A 19,582-nucleotide genomic window follows, 5' to 3' on the forward strand; every position below is an offset into this window, starting at 1 on the left:
TGGAAGCCGGAGGCTTCAGGCCCCGACTACACCCGCGAATGTGATGAGCCGGATACCCGTGGTCGGGCGACACTGGCCCAGTGGGTCGGCTGGGCGTGCCAGTCGACCCCCGGGTCTGGCAATGGCCTGAAGGCAGTCCCGCATACGGGAGTCCTGCCGTGTATCGGGCGGGCCAGTTGAATCCGAAGGCCGATGTGTGCTGGTCGGCGAGGGTCAGCCGCGATCCGTTACCGCAGGATGATCGCTGCTACGGAGACGAGGGCTGCCGCAGTCAGGAGAGCAAGCACGATGTGTTCGTAGCGCGCGTGCCCGAAACGGTGGAACGCCTGTGTGCCGAGGTGCTGTCCTAGTAGCGCGGCGACGATGAGTACGGGCCAGTACGCGTAGGTCTCCCAGACGCCCGCGACAAGGAGTGAGATGACGCTCAGCGGGAGTCGGACCAGGGAGAGAGTGACCAGGGTGTCGCGCATCGTGTGGGGTTTCAAGCCGCGGTGGACGAGGTAGTAGACGGTAGGCGGGCCACCCAGGGATGTGGAGGTGCTGAATGCGCCCGACAGGAGTCCCGCCGGGATCGCCCACCGCCCGCTGACGATGCCCTGACGCGCTCGTGCGCGGAGGCGCAGCACCACCGCGGCGATCACCGTGGCCGCGACGAAGACCTGGAGGCCGACCGCGGGCAGCGCCGCCAGGAGCCATGCTCCGGCGAGCATTCCCGGAGCTGACCAGCCGGCGAGTGTCAGGACTTCCCTGGTGTCGGGGCGGGGCACGCTGCGACGCATCGCGAGGATGGCGATGTCGCAGGCTGTTCCGGTGATCAGGATGGTGGAGATCGCCTGGGGGCCGCCAATTGTCGCGGCCAGCAATGGTGCGCTGAGCAGTGCGAAGCCGAACCCCGACAGCGATTGGACGATGCCGCTGACCAGGATCAGTGCGAACAGGGCGACCAGGAGTTGGCTTCCGTCGAGGTCAGCCAAGGTTGCCCCGGCTGTAGCCGGACGAGGTGAGGACATCGCCGGCAATGCTCTCGTAGACCGTGATCATTGCCGGGGCAAGCTCCTTTCGGTACCGGCCGACCGATCCCACCGTCAAGCGTGCTTTGGTTTGCTCGGCAGGATGTGGCCAGGAAACCTGGTGCAGTGAGTGGTCGATCTCGTGGTGGCGGATCATCTCGGGAGCCCACGATAGGCGCCGTCGGCCATGACCGGCCGTCCGGCCAACTTCTGGTCGATGCCGCTGGTCTGGTAGACGATGGTGCGGTTGCGGTTGCGGTTGCGGTTGCGGTTGCGGTTGCGGGTTGCGGATCGCCGAGAGCGACGACGAGGCGGGTGTGAGCGTCGATGGCGACCCGCAGGTTGGTGCTGTAGCGGTAGTTCTTGCTCGGCGCGGCCAGCCGATGGTCGCGGGTCGGGATGAGGGTGCCGTCGACGATGGCGATCTGGTCGACCCAGCGTCGGCGTACCGGGGCCAGGGCGAGAGGGTGTCGATGACCCGGTGCGCGGCGGAATGCGACACCCCGAACAGTGGCCCGGCCGACCGTCGGCGATCGCGTCCCCGCCCCGCTCGGCGACCAGCCGGACCAGCCCGCGGAACTGGGCGGGCCGCAGCCCGGCGAACGGGAAGATCCACTCCGGGCGAGCCGCCGAGATCACCTGCACCAGAAGACGTAGTTGGAGATCATGCCCAGGAACTGGGTGGCTGCGAGGTCCACGTCCTCGACCCGCACCGTCCCCGCCTCGTGCTCAGCCAGGAGGTAGCTGGGCGCCGTTGCGTTGTCGGATCGGTTGGCGTGTTGAACCCCGTGTCGGGGCTGCGGTCAGATTGCTTGCGCGAGTTCGGTGAACGCCGCAGCGACCCGCCGTGCGGGCGGGGCACCGACGGCGAGTTCGTAAGGTCCGCGGCGGAGGTTCTGGACGAAGGCATGTCCGGCGATGATCGTCTGTGCGGTGCGGTCGTTGCGTAAGCCGCGCATCGGTTTGAGCCGGTGTTTGAGCTGGCTGTGGTCGGCCTCGATCGGATTGTTCGCATACCGCTCGACGTGATGCCACGCCGACGGGACCAGTTCGTCGAGCACACCGGCGTACACGGGAGCGGCGTCGGTGACCACCTCGACCGGTGTCACCTTCAACGTCGACAGCACCCGGCGGAAGAACCGGCGGGCCGCGGCGGGTTCGGCTCGCTCGACGACGCCCGCACCTTCTGCGACCGCTTCTTCGCCCACTACAACCACGAACACCGCCACAGCGGCATCGGCCTGCACACCCCCGCCTCGGTCCACCACGGCACCGCCGGCCAGATCCACACCAAGCGTGCCGAGGTCCTCGCCGCCGCCCACGCCCGCCACCCACAACGATTCCCGCGACCACCCCAGCCACCCAGACTCCCCGCCACGGTCTGGATCAACCGACCCGCACTACAAGCCGAACAACAGAAGAACTAAAACGATCTTGCCTCACTGATCTTGACAGGTTCCGGTCCGGTGACAGCAGGCCCTCCCGCGAGCCACAGTCGACAGATCGGACCGAAGGCATCGACTGAGCCGGTTGCGTTGCGGGTCAGACCACGGCCCACGGAAGCACGGCTCCTACGATCTCAGAACCGCACCATCACACTCACAGTTGCGTTGAGCATGCGGACCGCCTATGGAGGGCCACGATTTCTTCTTGATCGCGCCTGGCAACGATTCGTGCGCGCCTGGCAGCGGTGGGTCAGACGGCGGCCAGCAGCGCGTCGAGCGGCCGGGGCAGGGCGTCCCGTCCGACCGCCGCCTCGACGAGCAGCCGGGCATAGCGCAGCTTGCGGTGCGCGCCGCTGCCCAGGAACCGCCGCATCTGTGCCTCCGGCGGCCGGCCGCGCCAGGCGGGCTGGCTCTGCAACGAGCGGAACGACCCGAGGTCGCCGTGGGCGGCGAAGAGCGCTTCGACGTCCGCGACGCCCACCGCGCGGATCAGCTCGTCCTCAAGATCGTCGACACAGACGTAGAAGCCGAGGTTTTCCATGTCGGTGCGGGTCGCGGCCGGGCCGATCCGGGCGGCGATGCCGCGCCGGAACAGTTCCTCCTCCCGCAGGTCGCACAGACCGGCGACGCGTAGCCGGTCGGCCGGCGGGCCCAGTCTCGTCAGGACGCGGCGGATCGCGTGTGCGCCGCCGATCGGCACGACCACGACCCGCTCCGCTTCGAGGTCGCGGCCACGGCACACGGCGGCCGTCTCCAGCGCGATCTGGTCGCTGATGCCCTCGACGAGCACCACCGCCACGGCGTCGTCGACCTTCGCCAGGGCGCGGGCCGTCGCCAGGACCGGGGCGTCGGGGCCGCTGAGGTATCCGTCGGGCGGCCGGCGGCCAGGATCCCGACGATCGGTGACATCCATGGTGGTGGCAATCATCGGCGATACACGTGCCCGCCGGCCAGGGATTTACCGACGTGCGTCGACGTCCGCCGGGTCACTGAGCGCCGACGTGAGTTCGGCGGCGTCCCGGAGCGCCGGGGCCGCCCGTTCCGACTCGTCGGCGTCCAGCACGACGTGTTCGACCCGGGCCAGCATCTCGGCCGCGGTGTCGGGGTCGCGCAGCACCATCGCGAGTTCGGCGCGGTAGACGAGGACCTCGATCCGGGCGACGGGATCGTCTCCGGGCCGGGTACGGGCCAGCGCGCTGTCGAGGATCCGGACGGCCTGCCGGACATCGCCCCTGGAGTCGGCCTGCACGACGGCGTCCGCCAGGGCCTTGGCCAGCCGCCCCACCGGCCCGGACTCGGCGACGGCGGCCGGCTGGGCGACGCGGATCCAGTTGCCGCCGGGGTCGATGACGCTGAACCCGGTCATCCCGTCGGCGTTCTTCCGCGCCCGCGGCCGGGTCATCCGCGGCGTCCCGGACACCAGGACCTTCCCGTACGCGGCGCGCATGCCCGCGGCGAACGCCCGGTGCAGTCCCTCGATGTCCGACGTGAGGACGAGGCAGGAGCCGTACGACTGCTCCGGGTCGAAGCCCGCCATCTCGAAGAAGTGCAGGTGCAGGTCCTCACGCCGCATCGCCACGTACGGGTGGGGCCGGCGCTGCCGGTATGTCGTGTCGAAGCCGAGGACCTCGTAGAAGTTGACCATGTCGTCGATGGAGGCGCAGGGCAGGAGCGGAACGGTCACCTCGTTGGCCATGCCTCCCTTCCTAGGGAATCAGGGATGCCCACCGCACATGGAAATAGCCGTTCGTCGCTGCCCACCAGCCGATCGGGCGAGGCGCGGAAGCGACGCCTGGCCCTGCCCGGATGGGCGGCGGTACGGTTCGGGCGTGTCCGGCACCGCCAACCGCCCCTTGATCTTTCTCGACGTGGACGGGCCGCTGATCCCGTTCAGGTCCCGGCCGGTGGGTCGCGGGCGTTCGGCTGCCGGCATCCCCGCACGGCCGCCGGACGGTCCCGGCAACCCGCTGCTGGACCGGCTCGACCCGGATGACGGCCGCCGCCTGCTGGCGCTGGGCTGCCGGTTGGTCTGGGCGACGACCTGGATGGCAGAGGCGAACGAGGTCGTCTCGCCCCGGCTCGGGCTGCCGGACCTGCCCGTCGTCGAATGGCCGGACGATGACGAGGACCCGGGGCCCGGTCTGCACTGGAAGACGGCGTTCCTCACCCGCTGGGCGGCCGGATGCCCATTCGTCTGGCTCGACGACGAGACGACCGACGCCGACCGGGAGTGGGTCGTCGCCCACCACCCGGGGCGGGCGCTGCTGCACCGTGTCGATCCACACGTCGGCCTGACCGACGCGGACTTCGCGACGGTCCGTCAATGGCTCGGGCCGGGTGCTGGCAGCCGGGGATGACGCACCGCGCGGGGCGGGGTCAGGTGCGGCGGATGGACGTACGGGGTGCCTGCTCGCGCAGCCGGCCACGGGCGAACGCGTCCACCCGCCCCCACCGCCCCGGCAGGTCGAACAGTTCGATGCGCCCCATCCCCTCCGGCAGCGCCGGTTCGACGACCAGGTGCTCGCCGTACGGCTCCAGGCCCAGCATGGTGCGCAGCAGCAGCAACGGGGTCCCGGCCGACCAGGCCTGCGGGCTGCACGCGGTCGGGTACTCGACCGGATACTTCGTCAGGCTGCGGTGATAGCCGGCGAACGCCTCCGGCAACCGGCCCTCGAAGTACTGCGACGCGTCGATCATGGCCAGGGCGATCCGTCCCGCCTCCTCGCGGAAGCCGTAGCGGGCCAGCCCCGCCGCGATCAGGGAGTTGTCGAACGGCCAGACCGTGCCGACGTGATAGCCGACGGGGTTGTAGGCGCCCTGGTCCTCGGCCAGGGTCCGCACTCCCCAGCCGGAGAACATCCGGGGACCGATCAGGTGGGCGGCGAGGTGCGGGGCGCGGTCCGGTTCGACGATGCCGCTCCACAGCAGGTGGCCGATGTTCGACGACAGCGAGTCGACGCGCCGGCCGTCCTGGTCCAGGGCCAGCGCGTAGTATTCGCCGTCCTCGACCCAGAAGTCCCGGTTGAAGCGCCGCCGTAGCGCCCCCGCCTCGGTTTCGAGCTGGTCGGCGTAGCCGGGATCGTTCCAGAACTCGCGGGCCAGCCGCGCCCCGCGCATCTTCGCGTCGTACGCGTATCCCTGCAGTTCGCAGGTGGCGCGGGGGAAGCCGGGCAGGGTGCCGTCGCGGAAGGTGATGGCGTCCCAGGAGTCCTTCCAGCACTGGTTCTCCAGGCCGTTGACGTTGTTGCGCCGCTTGTAGGAGATGTAGCCGTTGCCCATCAGGTCGCCGTACTCGTCGATCCAGCGCAGTGCCGCGCGGGTGTCGTCCTCGAGTTCGCGGACGAGTTCGGCGTCGCCGGTCCAGCGTTCGTACTCGTCGAGCAGCACCACGAACAGCGGGGTGGCGTCGGCGGTGCCGTAGTACGGCGAGTGCGGCTGCTCCTCGAACGCGGCGGACTCGCCGAACCGGTTCTCGTGCAGGATCTTGCCCGGTTCCTCGTCCCGGAAGTCGTCGAGCTTGGCGCCGCGCAGCAGTGCCAGGATGCGCAGGGTCGTGTTGGCCAGCTCCGGGGTGAACGGTAGGGCCTGGTAGCTGGTGATGATGCTGTCGCGGCCGAACAGCGCCATGAACCACGGCAGGCCGGCGGCCGGCACCGCGACGCCGGGGGTCGTCAGGATCGGGAAGCGCAGCGCCGCCAGGTCGACCATGGTGCGGCCGTACGCCATGTCCAACTGCTCGGAGTCGCACCGCAGGATCGGTGCCCGGCTCAGCCAGCGTTCGACCTCGGCCTCCATGCCCTGCTGGATCTCGCCGGGCATGTGGTGCACGTTCGGGCGTACGTCCTTCGCGCCGCCGGACCGGGCGATGGTCTCCACGTGTACCTCGGCGACCCAGTCGCCGTGCGGCTCGACGTGTGCGGTGAGGGTCAGCCCGCCCTCGTCGAACTGGGCCGGCCGGTCGACGCTGATCACGGTCTCCCGGCGGAAGGTCTGCCGTTCGTAGATCAGTCGCAGCCGGTCCTCGTTGACGATGGTGGTGATGTGTCCCTTCTTGTGTTGGACGTCCTTGATCTCGAAGATGTCGGCGAAGTCGCAGCCGGCGTCGATGCGGATGGTGAGGTCGACCGGCTCCTCCTGGTGGTTGAGCACGGTCAGCCGCTCGTCGAAGCTGCCGCCGATGGTCCGCTGCCGGATGACCGAGATCTTGGCGTCGACGTAGTGCGTCGGCTCGCCGGGCACCAGGAAGAACCGCGCCTCGAAGTAGTGCAGGTCGTCGACGGAGAGCGCGTGCAGGCGCTGTCCGTCGACACTGAGCCGCCACAGCGACAGGAAGCGGGTGTCGAGGGAGAACAGCCCGGTCGGCACCGACGGTGAGGGGTCGACGTCGCCCCGCCGGTCGCTGACGATGAAGTTGTTGCCGTCCAGGATCTTCACGATGTCTTCGTTCATCGGTTCGGCCTTCCGGCGGCGGCCGTCCGCAGCTCCGCGACCGCGGGCGGGCGCAGCTCGCGGACCCTGGGCGGGCGCGGGTCGTGGCTGCCGGGCGGGCCGGGCAGCAGCCGTTGGAAATAGAGGAACAGGGTGAGCTGCCCGGTGAAAACGATCTCGTTGCGGAGTACGGCGCCCGCGGCGTTGATCCGCCCGGTGGTCATCCCCTCGAAGGTCCCCCGGTCGGTGATCACCACGCAGTCCGGCTCGCCGCAGATGTGGCGCGAGACGAAAACGATGCCGCGCTTGAACGTGACGTTCCAGGCATCCACCTCTTCGTCGTGGTGCAGGTCGAACCGGATCGTGCCGGTGACGTACGACGGCACCTCCCCGGTTTCCCGCTGGCCGAGTTCCTCGAAGAACGCCTCGGTCGCCCCCAACAGTCCGCCTCCCGTACGCTCCGGCGCCACCGACGGCCGCCCACTGCCTACCCGCCGCAGTGTCGCCGCCGCTGCGGTGGCCCGGCATCACCCCGGCCGGGTGAACCGCCGCCGGCGACAGGCCGTACCGGGGCGGCCCGGAGTCAGGTGAGCCAGCCGGGCCGGACCAGCCCCGCCTCGTACGCGAACACGACCAGCTGCGCCCGGTCCCGCGCACCGAGCTTGATCATCGCCCGGCTGACGTGCGTCTTCGCCGTCGCCGGGCTGACCATCAACCGGCCGGCGATGCCGTCGTTCGACAGCCCCTCGCCGACCAGGGCGACGACCTCCCGCTCCCGGTCGGTGAGCTGGTCGAGGGCGGGCGACGGGACGGCCGGTCGTCGCTGCCGGCCGGCGAACTCGGCGATCACCCGCCGGGTCACCCGCGGCGAGAGCAGCCCGTCGCCGGCCGCGACCGCCCGTACGCCGCGCAGCAGTTCGACCGGCTCGGTGTCCTTGACCAGGAAGCCGGACGCCCCGACCCGCAGCGCCTCGAACAGGTACTCGTCCAGCTCGAACGTGGTGAGGATGACGATGCGGGTGGCGCCGAGGCCGGGGTCGGCCACGATCCGGCCGGTCGCCTCCAGCCCGTCGACGCCCGGCATCCGGATGTCCATCAGCACCACGTCGGGCCGGGTCTGCGCGGCGAGCCGGACCGCCTCCGCGCCGTCGGCGGCCTCGCCCACGACGGTGATGTCCGGCTCGGCGTCGAGCAACGCCCGGAATCCGGCCCGGACCAAAGCCTGGTCGTCGGCGAGCAACACCTTGATCACGACATCCACCTACTCACGACTCGTCGCCCGTCGGCAGCCGGGCGTCGACCCGGAACCCGCCCCCGTCCAGCGGCCCGGCGGTCAGCGTGCCGCCCAGGGCCGCCGCCCGGGCCCACATCCCGGCGATGCCGTTGCCGGCCTCGTCGACCGGTGCCGCGGCGCCCCGGCCGTCGTCGTCGACCCGTACGGCGAGGGCGTCGTCGTCGTACCCGATGGTCACGAGGGCGGTCGCGGCCGGGCCGGCATGCCGGCGCACGTTGGTCAGTGCCTCCTGCACGATCCGGTAGCCGGCCCGGTCCACCTCGGCGGGCAGCGGCCGGGCGATGCCCCGGACCCGGGTCCGTACGGGGATGCCGGCGTCGGCGGTCAGTTCGGCGAGCCGGTCGAGGGTCGGCGCCGGTGCCCGGGGCGCCGCCTCCTGCTCCGGCCGCAGCACGCCGAGGACGCCGCGTACCTCGCGAAGGGCCTCGGCGCTGGCGGTCCGGATCGCGGTGAGCGCCTCGCGGGCCTGCTCGGGCCGGCTGTCCATCAGGTGCAGACCGACCCCGGCCTGCACGTTGATCAGTGACAGGTGGTGGCCGAGCACGTCGTGCAGTTCCCGGGCAATCCGCAGCCGCTCCTCGCTGGCCTGCCGGCGTTCCTGCTCGGCCCGGGCGCGGGCCTGCTCGACGCGGGTCCGGGTGATCTCGGCGTAGTGCTGGCCCCGGATGCGGGCCGCCTCGGCGAGCACGAACACCACCAGGATCCACAGTGCGACCACGACCGCTTCGTGCACCTCCGGGCGGGCGCTCGCCGGCAGTCCGAGCCGGTTCGCGCAGAACCATCCGATGCCTAGATAGGCGAGGTAGGCGACCTGCACCAGCACCCAGGCGGCGGTGCGGCGGCCGGCCACCACGGCGGTGAACAGGGCGACGGTCGCGGCGAGGAAGAACGGTGCCCGGGGATAGCCGGCCAGTGGGTAGGCGACCGCCACCGCCAGGTTGACGGCGAGTACGGCGGCCGGGAAGCGGTGCCGGGCGATCAGGGCGGCCGGCCCGGCGACCAGCAGCAGGACCCCGGCGACGTCGAGCGGGCGGGCGGCGGGCGGCTCGGCCTTGGCGGCGACGGCGCCGATGACCTGGATCGCCGCGAGCACGCCGGCGAGCATCACGTGCCGGCGCCAGCGCCCGGGAGCAGGCTTCCACGGCGCCTCCTCCACCAGCCAGGGCAGCCACCCGGCGCCGTCGTCCCGCACCTGTCGACGGTATGCCACCGGGGCCGGCACCGGCGTCGGCGCCCCGGCGCGGCGGACGTACGACGCCGGGCGTAGGCCCGCCGCCGGCTACCCCGGCGGGCGTACGCGACACGCGCAGCAGCGGTGCCGCCGGTCGCCGCACGCCGGCGGCGGAGCGGCGGCGGCCGCGGGTCCACCCGACCTGAGCTGCCGCTGCCCCGGGCCGGCCGGGTCGCGCCGACCCGGCACCACATCCTTTGAATCCATTGTAGACGGACAGGTGTTTGAACGGTGATCTCGTGTTTGACACAGTGGGGCGCTCGCAGACCAACCCTGGGGAGGGTGCACGACCATGATGGGGCCATCGCACGCGCTTTCGGGCGCCACCGTCTGGCTGGCGGGTTCCTGGGCCCTGCACCAGTTCGCCGACTACGAACAGTCACCGCTGGCCATCGCCGTCGGTACCGCGGTCTGCGCCGGTGCGGCACTCTTCCCCGACCTCGACCTGTCCGGCAAGGTCACCCGCAACCAGGGCGGCGCGACCGTGGCCAAGACCTTCGGGGTGGTCTCGCTCTTCATCGCCGAGGTGGTCGAGAAGATCTCGCTCGGCGTCTACCACGCCACCAAGCTCAGCAAGGACCCGCACCGCAACAACGGCCACCGGACCCTGACCCACACGATCCCGTTCACCGTGCTGGTCGGTTGGGGAACGACGGCGCTGTGCGCCGCGTACGGCAAGTGGGCCGTCATCGGCATCCTCTTCTTCATGATCGGTCTGGCGCTGCGCGGTCTGTTCGACGAGTGGGCCAAGCGCGCCGGCTGGGTCATCGTCACCCTCGTGTCGGCCGCCGCCGCCTACTTCACCTTCCTCAACCTGCCCGGCGACCGCGGCTATCCGATGATCGGCCTGGCCGTCGGGGTGGGCTGTTTCGTCCACATCCTCGGTGACATGATCACCCGCAGCGGGGTGCCGATCCTGTGGCCGATCCCGATCAAGCGGCGGATGTGGCGGATGATCAGCCTCCCCGACAAGATCGCCATCAAGGCCGGCAGCAAGGTCGAGACCGTGGTGCTGCGCGGCGTCTTCACCGTCATCTCCCTGCTCGCCGCCGCCGGCCTGATCGCCCCGGCCGTGCTACGCAGATTCGACATCGAGATCTGACGATCGGACGGCCGGGGGGCCGGGCCGCGCACACGCGACCCGGCCCCCCGGCGTCAGTCCCCCTCGCGCTGGGCCGGCACCGTCAACCCCCACGCCTCGACCAGTTCCGGCGAGTCGACCCGCGCCCCGTCGGCGATCCCGTCACAGGAGATCTCGACGATGTCGTCCTTGTGCGCCAGCAGGTAGGCCCGCGCGCCGACGTCCGCGTTGGTCAGCGACGCGATGCCCGGCCAGTGCCGCCGCCCGAACAGCATCGGATAGCTGCGCAGGCCCTCGTACGTGGCACAGACCAGCACGTCCGGGTACGGCAGCGCCGCCACCCGCCGTACCGCGTCGGCGGTGACGCCCGGCATGTCCACCGGCACCACCACGACCGCCTCGACGTCGTCGTCGGCCAGCGCGTCCAGCCCCGCCCGCATCGACGAGCCGACCCCGGTCCCCCACTTGCGGTTCACGACCACCTTGGCGCCGGTCAGCCCGGCGGTCTTGCGTACCCGGTGCGCCGCCGCGCCGAGCACCACGACCACCGGCGCACACCCGCCGTCACGTACGGTCTCCAACATCTGGTCCACCAGCGACTTGTCGCCCTGGTGCAACAACGCCTCCGGGCCGCCGATCCGGCGCCCCCCGCCCGCGGCGATTATCAGTCCTGCGGTGCGATTCAGCTACGTCACCTCCACCATCGGTGACCGACCACCCCGCCCGGGACAGCCGGCCGCGCCCGGGAGGTGTATCTGTTCGATCGGGACCGGCTCCGCCGGTCCGGGGACGGCCTCGGCGCTCCACGCCGGGCGACCACCCCCGTGGAACGCACAACGGACCAACGATCCGCCGCGCCCACGGTGTCGCCGCCCGGGCGTGCCGACTTCCGGGCGTACGCGGCGTCGCTATTTCGCGTCGGCGTAGCACTCCACGACGGACAGGTCGAGCGGGAACCGGACCGGGGTGTCGCCGAAGAGCAGCCGGGTGGCCCGGACCCCGGCCGCCCGGACCAGCCCGGCGACCCGGTCGGCGTCCCCCGCCGGGCAGTGCACCAGCACCTCGTCGTGCTGGAAGAACACCAGCCGGGCCGGGGTCGCGGCCAACTCGCCGCGCAGCGTGGCCAGCATCGTCAGCGCCCACTCGGCGGCCGTCGCCTGGATGACGAAGTTGCGGGTGAACCGGCCCCGGGCCCGGTCCGCCGACCGGGGCCGGACCGGGTCGGCCGGTGCGTCGAACGCGTCGAACCCGTCCTCGTCGCGGATCACCACCGACGCCGGCGGGCAGGTACGCCCCAGCCACGACCGGACCAGCCCGCCGGCCTCCCCGGTCCGGGCCGCCGACTCGACGTGGTCGTAGGCCAGCGGATAACTGCGCCGCAGTACGGCGAGCGCCGGAGCCGCCATGCCGCCGGTCTGGCCGTACATGGCGCCGAGCAGGGCCAGCTTCGCCTTCGCCCGGTCACCGCCGAACGAGTCGTGGGCCAGGGCCGCGTAGAGGTCGGCGGCCTGCCCGGCGGCGGCCAGCCGGGCGTCGCCGGAGACCGCGGCGAGCACCCTCGGCTCCAACTGGCCGGCGTCGGCGACCACGAGGCGCCAGCCGGGATCGGCGCGCACGGCCCGCCGGACCACCTTCGGGATCTGCAGGGCACCGCCGCCCCGGGTGGCCCAGCGGCCGGAGACGACCCCGCCCGGCACGTATTCGGGGCGGAACCGGCTGTCGCGCACCCAGGTGTCGCACCACGCCCAGCCGTGCGCGGTCCAGATCCGGTACAGCTCCTTGAACTCCAGCAGCAGCGGCACGGCCGGGTGGTCGACGCCGCGCAGCACCCAGGCCCGGGTGTTCGGCACGTCGATGCCGGCGCGGGCGAAGGCGCGCAGCACCTCGGCCGGCGACTCGGCGTGCAACCGCCGTACGCCGAACGCCTCTGCGATCCGCGCGTTCAGCTCGACCAGCCGGCGGGGCGGCCCACCGACCCGCGACGGCTCGCCGAGCAGTTCGACCAGCAGTTCGTCGTGTACGTCGGCCCGCCACGGCAGGCCGTCGGCGCCCATCTCGGCGGCGATCAGGGCACCGGCCGACTCGGCGGCGACCAGCAGCCGGAACCGGCCGGGCGAGTCGGTGCCGGCGATCCGGCGCCGCTGGTCGGCGTACACGTCGGTCAGGGTCCGGAGCCGGTCGGAGCCGGGCGTGGCCGGCGGTGCGGCGGCGGTCTCGAACAGGGTGCCCTGCAGGTCGCCGGGCGGTGCGGCGGGCCGGGGCGGCGGGTCGGGCGGCACCGGCGCCCCGGTGAGCCGGGCCAGGGCGGCGGGCAGGGCGCGCGGCTCGCCCCAGCGGCCGGCGTGGCCGAGCAGCAGCGCCTCGGTCAGCTCGACGTCGTGGCAGCGGTCGACGCGGATGCCGGCGTGCAGCAGCGGTGGGTAGGCGGTCGCGGTCGACGGCCACAGCCACCGGGGCCGGTGCCGTTTCTCCAGGTCGGCGACTGCGGCGGCGAGGTCGGTGACGGTTTCCGGCGCCCCGTCGGGCCGCCCGGCGTCGTCGAGCCGGAGCAGCCGCCCAGCCCCGACGGCCCCGACGCCGGGTCCGGCGTCGGGGCCGTCGGGTACGACCGCCACCAGCATGGCCTCATTGTGCCGCCCACCTGCGACAACTCTCGCCACCCCGGGCTCTCGCGATCTTGCGGTTATCTCCCCTGTTCGTCGGATTTGTCGGGCGACAAGTGCAAGATCGCGGGGAACTACTTGACGGCGCCGGCGGTGAGGCCGGACTGGATCTGGCGTTGGAAGATGGCGTAGATGATGATCATCGGCAGGATCGCCATGGTCAGCGCGGCGAACAGGCCGCCCCAGTCGGCGTTGAAACCGGCCGAGGTGTTGATGTTGGCGATGCCCTGGGTCAGCACCCACTTGTCCTCGACATCGGTGCCGGGAATGATCGCCAGCGGCAGGATGTACTGGTTCCACTGCCCGATGATGTTGAAGATGGTGATGCTGATCAGGCCCGGCTTCGCCATCGGCATCATCACCCGGAAGAACAGCCGGGTGTGCGAGCAGCCGTCGATCATCGCCGCCTCGGCCACCGAGTTCGGCAACGTCTTGAAGAACGCCGCCAGGAAGAACACCGTGAACGGCAGCGAATACGAGATGTAGACCAGGATCAGCCCGGTGTGGGTGTTGAACAGACCCAGGTTGCGGACCACGAAGAACAGCGGCACCAGGGCCAGGAACACCGGGAACGCCAACCCCGAGACGAACAGGTAGTAGATCGCCCGGTTGCCGAAGAACTTGTAACGGGCCAGGACGTACGCGGCCATCGAACCGAGCAGCATCGTGCCGAAGGTGCTCACCCCGACGACGAAGACGCTGTTCAGGAAGTACTGGCCGACGTGCGCCTCTTCCCAGGCACGGGCCCAGTTCTCGAACCGCAGCGCACCCGGCAGCGACCAGGCGTTGCCGAAGATCTCTTCGTTGTTCTTGAACGACGCGAGGAAGGTCCACAGCAGCGGCAGGATCACCAGTGCCGCCCACACCACCAGGAAGATGTGTCCGACCGAGGACAGCAGGCCGACCTCGCGTTTGGTGCCCTCCCGGCCGTGCCGCCGCGCCCCCCGGGACGGAGGCGGGGCGGGCTGGACCGGGGCGGGTTTGTCAGTACCGATGGTCATCGTCCGACCTCCCTCACATCTCGACGGATTCGCGCCGGCTGACCCGCAGGCTCAGCGCGGCGAAGGTGAGCGTCAGGAAGAACAGCGCGACGCCCATCGCCGAGGCGTAGCCGTACTTCGAGAAGACGAACGCGTTCCGGTAGATCTCGGCGCCGAGCACCGTGGTCGACCCGTCCGGGCCGCCCTGGTCGACCGAGAGCGTCCAGACGATCGCGAACGCGTCGAACGCCATGATGCCCAGATAGACCCAGGCGACCTGGAGCGTGTCCCACAGCAGCGGGATGGTGACCCGGAAGAACAGGCCGACCCGGGAGGCGCCGTCGAGCATCGCCGCCTCGTAGATGTCCTTCGGGATCGACGCCATCCCGGCGGAGAACAGTACGACGTAGAAGCCGACGGCCTGCCAGACCAGCACCCCGATGATCGACCACAGGGCGATGTCGGGATTGATCAGGAAGCCGAGCGGTTCCATGCCGAGGCCGCCGAGCAGACCGTTGATCAGACCCGACTCGTCGGCGCGGTACACCGCCTGGAACAGCACACCGAGGATGGCCACGGCCAGGACCTGGGGGAGGAAGAACACCACCCGGTAGAACTTCGACCCCCGGACCCCGACCATGACCCCCTGCTTCGCCCCGCCGCCGACGTTCAGCATGAACGCCAGGAACAGGGCGATCGCGATCGTGAGCAGCGGCAGGGCAAGCAGCAGAACGCCGTGGTGCTGCAACGCCTTCCAGAAAACGTCGTCCTGGAACAGACGCTCGAAGTTTTCGAACCCGACGAACTGTCCCGGCGACAGGCCGCGCCAGTTGGTCGCCGCCATGTAGAACGCCTGCGCGTACGGCGCGATGACGAAAACGACGTACAGCGTCACGGGTGCCAGAAGGAACCCTATGACGAACGGGTACTTGCCGTGCCGCATGACCCCGGTACTCCGATCAGCGCGAGAACTTCGTGATGGACGAGTCGGACTTGATGGCGTCCGCCTTCTTCTGCATCCGCTCGACGAACTGCGTGGCGTTCTCCCGCCCGAACATCAGGGCGTTGGTCGCGGTACGCAGCTCGGTGTCCAGCTCCTTGTACCAGTCCGGGAACCGGTAGTTGAAGGCGTCCTGCGCGGACGCGGACAGCGCGGCGCTGGCGCTGGTCAGGCCGGGCGTCAGCGGGATGCCGTCGGACGAGCCCGCGACCGCGGTCAGCGACTTGTTGAGCTCGATGAAGCCCTTGGTGCCGGCCTTCGACAGCATCTGGCGCATGTACTCCATGCCGCCGCGCGGGTTCTTGCCCTTGGCGGCGACGAAGTAGCCCTCACCGGGGGCCGCGTACACCGCGGTCCCCGGCAGCTTGTCCGCCGAGGTCGCCGACGGGATCGGCATCACCGCGTAGTTGAAGCCGTCCGGCGTCGACTGGGTCTGCTCGGCCTCCAGCCACGAACCGCTGGGGTAGAACGCCACCTTGCCCTGGTTCTGCTGGAGCTGCACCTCGGTGTGGATCAGACCCTCGTGGCTCTTGTCCATGTACTTGGCGCCGATCTCGGCCCACAGTTCGGCGGCCTGCTTGACCGGCTCGGCCGTCCACGCGCCGTCCTGCAGGTTGTCGATGTTCTTCAGGACGTCCGGTCCACCGATCTTCGCGGCCGTCGACAGGATCACCAGGTACTGGTAGTACGGGGCGTTCTTGCCGGCGTACGAGTACGGCGTGATGCCGGCGGCCTTGATGGTGTCCAGCAGCGCGGTGAACTCCGCCCAGGTCTTCGGCGGCGCCCAGCCCTTCTCCTTGAACAGCTTGTCGGAGTACCACAGGCCGTACACGGTGAAGACGTAGAAGAGCACGAACGGCTTGCCGTTGTAGACGCCCTGCTCGACGGTGCCGGCGATCAGGGTGTCGCGGACCTTCTTGGCCGGGTCGTCGACCGACGGGGCGTCGAACAGTTCGGTCAGGTCCTGCATCTGGCCGTCCTGCACCAGCGCGCCGAAGTCCATGAACTTGGTGCCGGAGTTGTTCACGAAGTCCGGCGGGTTGCCGCCGGCGAACCGCGGCTGGAGCGTGGTCGCGATCTCCTGCGTCGCCGAGTGCTTGATCTCGGCCTCGGGGAACTTCGTCTTGTACAGCGGCTGGTGCACGTCGGTGGCGTACTTCTCGCCGTAGCCACCGTTGAAGATCACGATCTCCAGCGGCGCCTTCGGGTCGACACCGAGCGGGTTCTCGGCGGTCTTCTCGCCCTCCGCCTGCTCCTGGGGCTCGTCGCCACCGCTGCCGACACAGGCGCTGAGCAGGCCGGCGGCCGGCGTGGCGAGCAGGCCGACCGTGGCGGCCCGGCGCAGGACCGTGCGCCGGGTGAGGTCCGACGTGTTGTCGGGGGTTGCGGACATGTCTCGCTCCTCGGATCGGTTACGTCGCGTCGAATTCGAGTTATCGGATGGCACGGGTCAGGCGGTGCGCCGGATACGTCCGGCGTACCGCGACTCGAGCGCGGTGTTGTGTTCGTCCCCGCCGGGGACGTTCGCGGAGAGGTAGATCGGGGGTACCTCACCGGCTACTTGGAACCGTCGTACGACCTCTGCGGTCAGCAGCTGCGCCAGCAGCGCCGCGGTGACCGAGGAGACCGCACAGACCGCGCCGCCGCTGGTCAGCGGCAGCAGTGCGTCGCCGTACGGCGCGCCGTTGTCCAGCACGACGTCGGCGATGTCGGCGAGCCGCTGGCCGGACGGGTGCCGTGGTGCGACCCGCGCGGTGTGCTCGACGGAGGTGACCGCGACCAGGTGGTGGCCGCGGGCCTTGACCAGCGTCGCCAGCTCGACGACCGAGCCGTTGATGCCGGACTGGGACGCCACCACGAACACGTCACGCGGCTGTGGCGCCGCGAGCGCGTAGATCTGGTGGGCGATTGCGGGGTCGCGTTCGAGCTTGGGGTCGCCGAGCACGTCCCGGGAGGCGTCGCCGTGCAACACCAGGTCGCGTAGCGACAGCTGGTTGGTGGGCACCAGCCCGCCGGCCCGGGCGACGAGTTCGGCGGCGAACGCCTCGGAGTGGCCGGCGCCGAACGCCTGGAGCACACCGCCTTCGCGCAGGCTCCCGGCGATCAGGTCGGCGGCCCGGGCGATGCCGGCGGCCTCGGAGTCGAGCAGCCGGTCGAGAACCGGCCGTACGGCGTCCGCGTACCCCTGCATGCTGACCACGTGGCCCCTCTCGCTGCGCTCGTCAAGCCCGGTCACGCCGCACCCCCGTCCTTGGCGGCCTTGTGACCGTCGACGGCCTGGGCGGTGCGCTGGAACGCCGCGTGCGCCACGTCGTGGGTACGCTGCGCCACCGCGATGTAGAGCAGGTCGAGCACCACCAGTTGCGGGTGCCGGGCGGAGAGCGCGTCGGGCCGGAAGGTGGTCGCCTGGGTGGCGGTCACCAGCACGATGTCGGCCAGCTCGGCCAGCGGCGAGCGCGGGAAGCTGGTCAGCGCGACCGTGGTGGCGCCGTGGCTGCCGGCCTCGGCGAGCATCTCGATCGTCTCCCGGGTCTGTCCACTGTGGGAGATCCCGACGGCGACGTCACCGGCCCGCTGGAGGGCGGCGCTGGCCAGTCCGTTGTGCACGTCGGTCCAGGCCCAGGCCGCCACACCGATGCGGTGCAGGCTGAACTGCAGTTCCTCGCCGACCAGCGCGCTACCGCTGGCGCCGAAGATGTTGACCCGCTGCGCGCCGGCGATGGCGTCGGCGGCGCGCTCGACCTCGGCCAGGTCGAGCAGCGCGGCGGTGTCGTGCATGGCCCGGGTGTCGGCCGCCATGATCTGGTCGAGCACCCGGTCGAGCGGGTCGCCGGGCTGGATCTCCCGGCCGATGTCGATGCTCCAGCCGGCGGAGCGGGCCCGGCCGGTCTCGGCGGCGATGCCGAGCCGCAGTTCGGCGTACCCCTCGTAGCCCAGCGCGCGGCAGAAGCGGGTGACCGTGGCGGGCGAGGTGCCGCTGCGTTCGGCCAGTTCGACGATGGTCGCCCGGGCGGCGGCGTCGGGGTCGCTGAGCACCTGGTCGGCGACCCGCAGCAGGGCGCCGGTGAACTCGGGCAACCGCGCCCGTACGCGCAGCAGGGCACCGTCGTCGGCGACCGACAGCGACGGGGGCGCGGCGGGCCGGCGGCTGCCCGCGGAGGAGTCGACCACGGCGGTCACCGCGGCGACGTCCACCTCGCGTTCAGCCATGCCTTCGCCTTTCGGAAAGGAGTGTTAACTGTTAGTGGTAAAAGTTCTTACTAAAGGCCCCTCCCTGTCAAGGCCATGGGTGAAGTTTTCAAACTGTTACCTCGGCCCGGCACTGATTGCCGGACCCCGGGGTTGCCCGCGACCGCCGCGCCGCGCAGCATGGACGCCGGCAGATCCGACGGCTCCATCGACTTCATCGGCAGAGGCGGCCAGGGTTCATGAGCGAATCCCTCGTGGTGGGGCTCGACATCGGCGGCACCTCCACCCGCGCGCTGGTCGCGACCACCACCGGCACCGTCCTCGGCCGGGGCCGCGCCGGCGGCGGCAACCCCACCACACACGGCGCCGACGCCGCCGCCGGCGAACTGCGGCTCGCCCTCACCGCCGCCCTCGCCCCGGTCGACCCCGGCCGGGTCAGCGCCGCCGCCATGGGGCTCGCCGGCGCCGGCCGGCTGCTCGCCGACCCGGTCGCCCGCGCCGCCTTCGACCGGGTCTGGGACCAGGTCGGCCTGCGCTGCGGGTACGACGTCACCGGCGACGCCCTCGCCGCCTACGCCTCCGGCACCCCGCACCCCGACGGCAGCATCGTCATCGCCGGCACCGGGGCCATCGCCGGCGAGATCCGCGACCTCACCCTGCACCGGGTCGCCGACGGCCACGGCTGGCTGCTCGGCGACGCCGGCTCCGGATTCTGGCTCGGCCGGGAAGCCGTACGGCGCACCCTCGCGGCGATCGAAACCGGTCAGCCACGGTCTGGCCTACCCGACCTGGTGATGACCGAACTGCTCGGCGACCCGGCCACCGGCGGCGGTCCCCCCACCGGACCGGCCCGGCGCACCGTCGACGCCCTCGTCCAGGCCGTCACCGCCCGCCCACCGATCGCCCTGGCCGCCCTCGCCCCGCTCGTCGTCCGCGCCGCGCGCGCCGACGACCCCGTCGCCGCCGACGTCATCGCCACGGCCGCCCGCCTGCTGGCCGGCAGCGTCGGCCGGATCCGCGGCGACGGCGACCGCGGCCCCATCGTGCTCGGCGGCGGGCTGCTGACCGGGGACACGCCGCTCTCGGCCGCGCTCGGCGACGCGCTGCGCGAACGGTGGCCGGCCGCTCCCCTGGTGACCGCCGGGGACGGCGCGGCCGGCGCGGCGTGGCTGGCCGCCCGGACCCTGCCCGACGTCACCGACCCGGCCGCCCTGCACCACCGCCTGCTCGGAGCTGGCGTTCTGCCGTGATCGTCTGCTGT

Annotated in this window: 20 protein-coding genes and 2 pseudogenes; 4 read left to right on the plus strand and 18 right to left on the minus strand. The window is 71.3% G+C overall.

The window, feature by feature from the left end; all coding sequences use genetic code 11:
• Nucleotides 1-227: 227 nt before the first annotated feature.
• The 5 genes and pseudogenes from AB0M79_RS18940 to AB0M79_RS18960 all read right to left on the minus strand — a co-directional run bounded on the left by AB0M79_RS18940 (nucleotide 228) and on the right by AB0M79_RS18960 (nucleotide 2,218).
• On the minus strand, nucleotides 228-974 hold the full coding sequence (locus tag AB0M79_RS18940; protein WP_364215032.1) for a TSUP family transporter: 747 nt from the start codon (nucleotides 972-974) through the stop codon (nucleotides 228-230).
• Complete coding sequence (locus tag AB0M79_RS18945; RefSeq protein ID WP_364215035.1) at nucleotides 967-1,167, minus strand: hypothetical protein; 201 nt, start codon at nucleotides 1,165-1,167, stop codon at nucleotides 967-969. Before AB0M79_RS18945 ends, AB0M79_RS18940 begins: the two co-directional genes overlap by 8 nt.
• Nucleotides 1,168-1,175: 8 nt before the next feature.
• Nucleotides 1,176-1,655, minus strand: a pseudogene (locus AB0M79_RS18950) (IS5/IS1182 family transposase); the annotation flags it as partial.
• Nucleotides 1,646-1,723: a TetR/AcrR family transcriptional regulator C-terminal domain-containing protein gene (locus AB0M79_RS18955; RefSeq protein WP_357544136.1), complete on the minus strand. Its 78-nt coding sequence runs from the start codon at nucleotides 1,721-1,723 to the stop codon at nucleotides 1,646-1,648. The gene AB0M79_RS18955 and the pseudogene AB0M79_RS18950, both read right to left, overlap by 10 nt.
• Nucleotides 1,724-1,813: 90 nt before the next feature.
• On the minus strand, nucleotides 1,814-2,218 hold the full coding sequence (locus AB0M79_RS18960) for a DDE-type integrase/transposase/recombinase (RefSeq protein WP_364215586.1): 405 nt from the start codon (nucleotides 2,216-2,218) through the stop codon (nucleotides 1,814-1,816).
• Between AB0M79_RS18960 and AB0M79_RS18965 the strand changes: the two are divergent.
• Nucleotides 2,168-2,281 (plus strand): annotated as a pseudogene (locus tag AB0M79_RS18965) (integrase core domain-containing protein); the annotation flags it as partial. The gene AB0M79_RS18960 and the pseudogene AB0M79_RS18965 overlap by 51 nt on opposite strands.
• Nucleotides 2,282-2,705: 424 nt before the next feature.
• Here AB0M79_RS18965 and AB0M79_RS18970 read toward each other — a convergent pair.
• Together AB0M79_RS18970 and AB0M79_RS18975 are read right to left on the minus strand one after the other, a co-directional pair.
• On the minus strand, nucleotides 2,706-3,368 hold the full coding sequence (locus AB0M79_RS18970; RefSeq protein ID WP_364215038.1) for a TOPRIM nucleotidyl transferase/hydrolase domain-containing protein: 663 nt from the start codon (nucleotides 3,366-3,368) through the stop codon (nucleotides 2,706-2,708).
• Nucleotides 3,369-3,413: 45 nt separating this feature from the next.
• Nucleotides 3,414-4,151, minus strand: a complete 738-nt coding sequence (locus AB0M79_RS18975; protein WP_364215041.1) for a VOC family protein — start codon at nucleotides 4,149-4,151, stop codon at nucleotides 3,414-3,416.
• Nucleotides 4,152-4,284: 133 nt separating this feature from the next.
• Between AB0M79_RS18975 and AB0M79_RS18980 the strand changes: the two genes are divergently transcribed.
• Nucleotides 4,285-4,812 (plus strand): HAD domain-containing protein, encoded by a 528-nt coding sequence (locus AB0M79_RS18980; protein WP_364215044.1) that lies wholly within the window; start codon nucleotides 4,285-4,287, stop codon nucleotides 4,810-4,812.
• A gap of 19 nt (nucleotides 4,813-4,831) precedes the next feature.
• Here AB0M79_RS18980 and AB0M79_RS18985 read toward each other — a convergent pair whose 3' ends face one another.
• The 4 genes from AB0M79_RS18985 to AB0M79_RS19000 form a co-directional block, all read right to left on the minus strand.
• Entirely contained in the window at nucleotides 4,832-6,904 is a 2,073-nt protein-coding gene (locus AB0M79_RS18985) for a glycogen debranching N-terminal domain-containing protein (RefSeq protein WP_364215047.1), read from the minus strand.
• Nucleotides 6,901-7,323, minus strand: coding sequence for an SCP2 sterol-binding domain-containing protein (locus AB0M79_RS18990; protein WP_364215050.1), 423 nt, complete (start codon nucleotides 7,321-7,323; stop codon nucleotides 6,901-6,903). Before AB0M79_RS18990 ends, AB0M79_RS18985 begins: the two co-directional genes overlap by 4 nt.
• 143 nt (nucleotides 7,324-7,466) lie before the next feature.
• Nucleotides 7,467-8,135 (minus strand): response regulator transcription factor, encoded by a 669-nt coding sequence (locus tag AB0M79_RS18995; protein ID WP_357539463.1) that lies wholly within the window; start codon nucleotides 8,133-8,135, stop codon nucleotides 7,467-7,469.
• 13 nt (nucleotides 8,136-8,148) lie between these two features.
• Complete coding sequence (locus AB0M79_RS19000; protein WP_364215054.1) at nucleotides 8,149-9,369, minus strand: sensor histidine kinase; 1,221 nt, start codon at nucleotides 9,367-9,369, stop codon at nucleotides 8,149-8,151.
• Between the two features lie 331 nt (nucleotides 9,370-9,700).
• On the opposite strand from AB0M79_RS19000, the gene AB0M79_RS19005 reads away from it, so the two are divergent.
• On the plus strand, nucleotides 9,701-10,510 hold the full coding sequence (locus AB0M79_RS19005) for a metal-dependent hydrolase (RefSeq protein WP_357539467.1): 810 nt from the start codon (nucleotides 9,701-9,703) through the stop codon (nucleotides 10,508-10,510).
• Nucleotides 10,511-10,563: 53 nt separating this feature from the next.
• Here AB0M79_RS19005 and AB0M79_RS19010 read toward each other — a convergent pair whose 3' ends face one another.
• The 7 genes from AB0M79_RS19010 to AB0M79_RS19040 all read right to left on the minus strand — a co-directional run bounded on the left by AB0M79_RS19010 (nucleotide 10,564) and on the right by AB0M79_RS19040 (nucleotide 18,342).
• Nucleotides 10,564-11,157, minus strand: coding sequence for an NTP transferase domain-containing protein (locus tag AB0M79_RS19010; RefSeq protein WP_357539678.1), 594 nt, complete (start codon nucleotides 11,155-11,157; stop codon nucleotides 10,564-10,566).
• 240 nt (nucleotides 11,158-11,397) lie between these two features.
• The gene (locus tag AB0M79_RS19015; RefSeq protein WP_364215058.1) at nucleotides 11,398-13,110 is read right to left on the minus strand and encodes a bifunctional 3'-5' exonuclease/DNA polymerase; all 1,713 of its coding nucleotides are present in this window, start codon (nucleotides 13,108-13,110) and stop codon (nucleotides 11,398-11,400) included.
• 116 nt (nucleotides 13,111-13,226) lie between these two features.
• On the minus strand, nucleotides 13,227-14,153 hold the full coding sequence (locus tag AB0M79_RS19020; protein ID WP_364215061.1) for a carbohydrate ABC transporter permease: 927 nt from the start codon (nucleotides 14,151-14,153) through the stop codon (nucleotides 13,227-13,229).
• A gap of 13 nt (nucleotides 14,154-14,166) precedes the next feature.
• Nucleotides 14,167-15,075, minus strand: coding sequence for a sugar ABC transporter permease (locus tag AB0M79_RS19025; RefSeq protein WP_357539473.1), 909 nt, complete (start codon nucleotides 15,073-15,075; stop codon nucleotides 14,167-14,169).
• Between the two features lie 16 nt (nucleotides 15,076-15,091).
• Complete coding sequence (gene ngcE / locus AB0M79_RS19030; RefSeq protein ID WP_364215065.1) at nucleotides 15,092-16,525, minus strand: N-acetylglucosamine/diacetylchitobiose ABC transporter substrate-binding protein; 1,434 nt, start codon at nucleotides 16,523-16,525, stop codon at nucleotides 15,092-15,094.
• 57 nt (nucleotides 16,526-16,582) lie between these two features.
• Nucleotides 16,583-17,332: an SIS domain-containing protein gene (locus AB0M79_RS19035; protein ID WP_364215589.1), complete on the minus strand. Its 750-nt coding sequence runs from the start codon at nucleotides 17,330-17,332 to the stop codon at nucleotides 16,583-16,585.
• 32 nt (nucleotides 17,333-17,364) lie between these two features.
• The gene (locus AB0M79_RS19040) at nucleotides 17,365-18,342 is read right to left on the minus strand and encodes a MurR/RpiR family transcriptional regulator (RefSeq protein ID WP_364215068.1); all 978 of its coding nucleotides are present in this window, start codon (nucleotides 18,340-18,342) and stop codon (nucleotides 17,365-17,367) included.
• A gap of 218 nt (nucleotides 18,343-18,560) precedes the next feature.
• Between AB0M79_RS19040 and AB0M79_RS19045 the strand changes: the two genes are divergently transcribed.
• Nucleotides 18,561-19,571 carry a BadF/BadG/BcrA/BcrD ATPase family protein gene (locus AB0M79_RS19045; RefSeq protein WP_364215071.1) on the plus strand — a complete coding sequence of 337 codons (1,011 nt, stop codon included), beginning with the start codon at nucleotides 18,561-18,563 and terminating at the stop codon, nucleotides 19,569-19,571.
• Nucleotides 19,572-19,582 lie beyond the last annotated feature (11 nt).

It is taken from the genome of Polymorphospora sp. NPDC051019, assembly GCF_040683055.1.
GTDB classification, from domain to species: domain Bacteria; phylum Actinomycetota; class Actinomycetes; order Mycobacteriales; family Micromonosporaceae; genus Polymorphospora; species Polymorphospora lycopeni.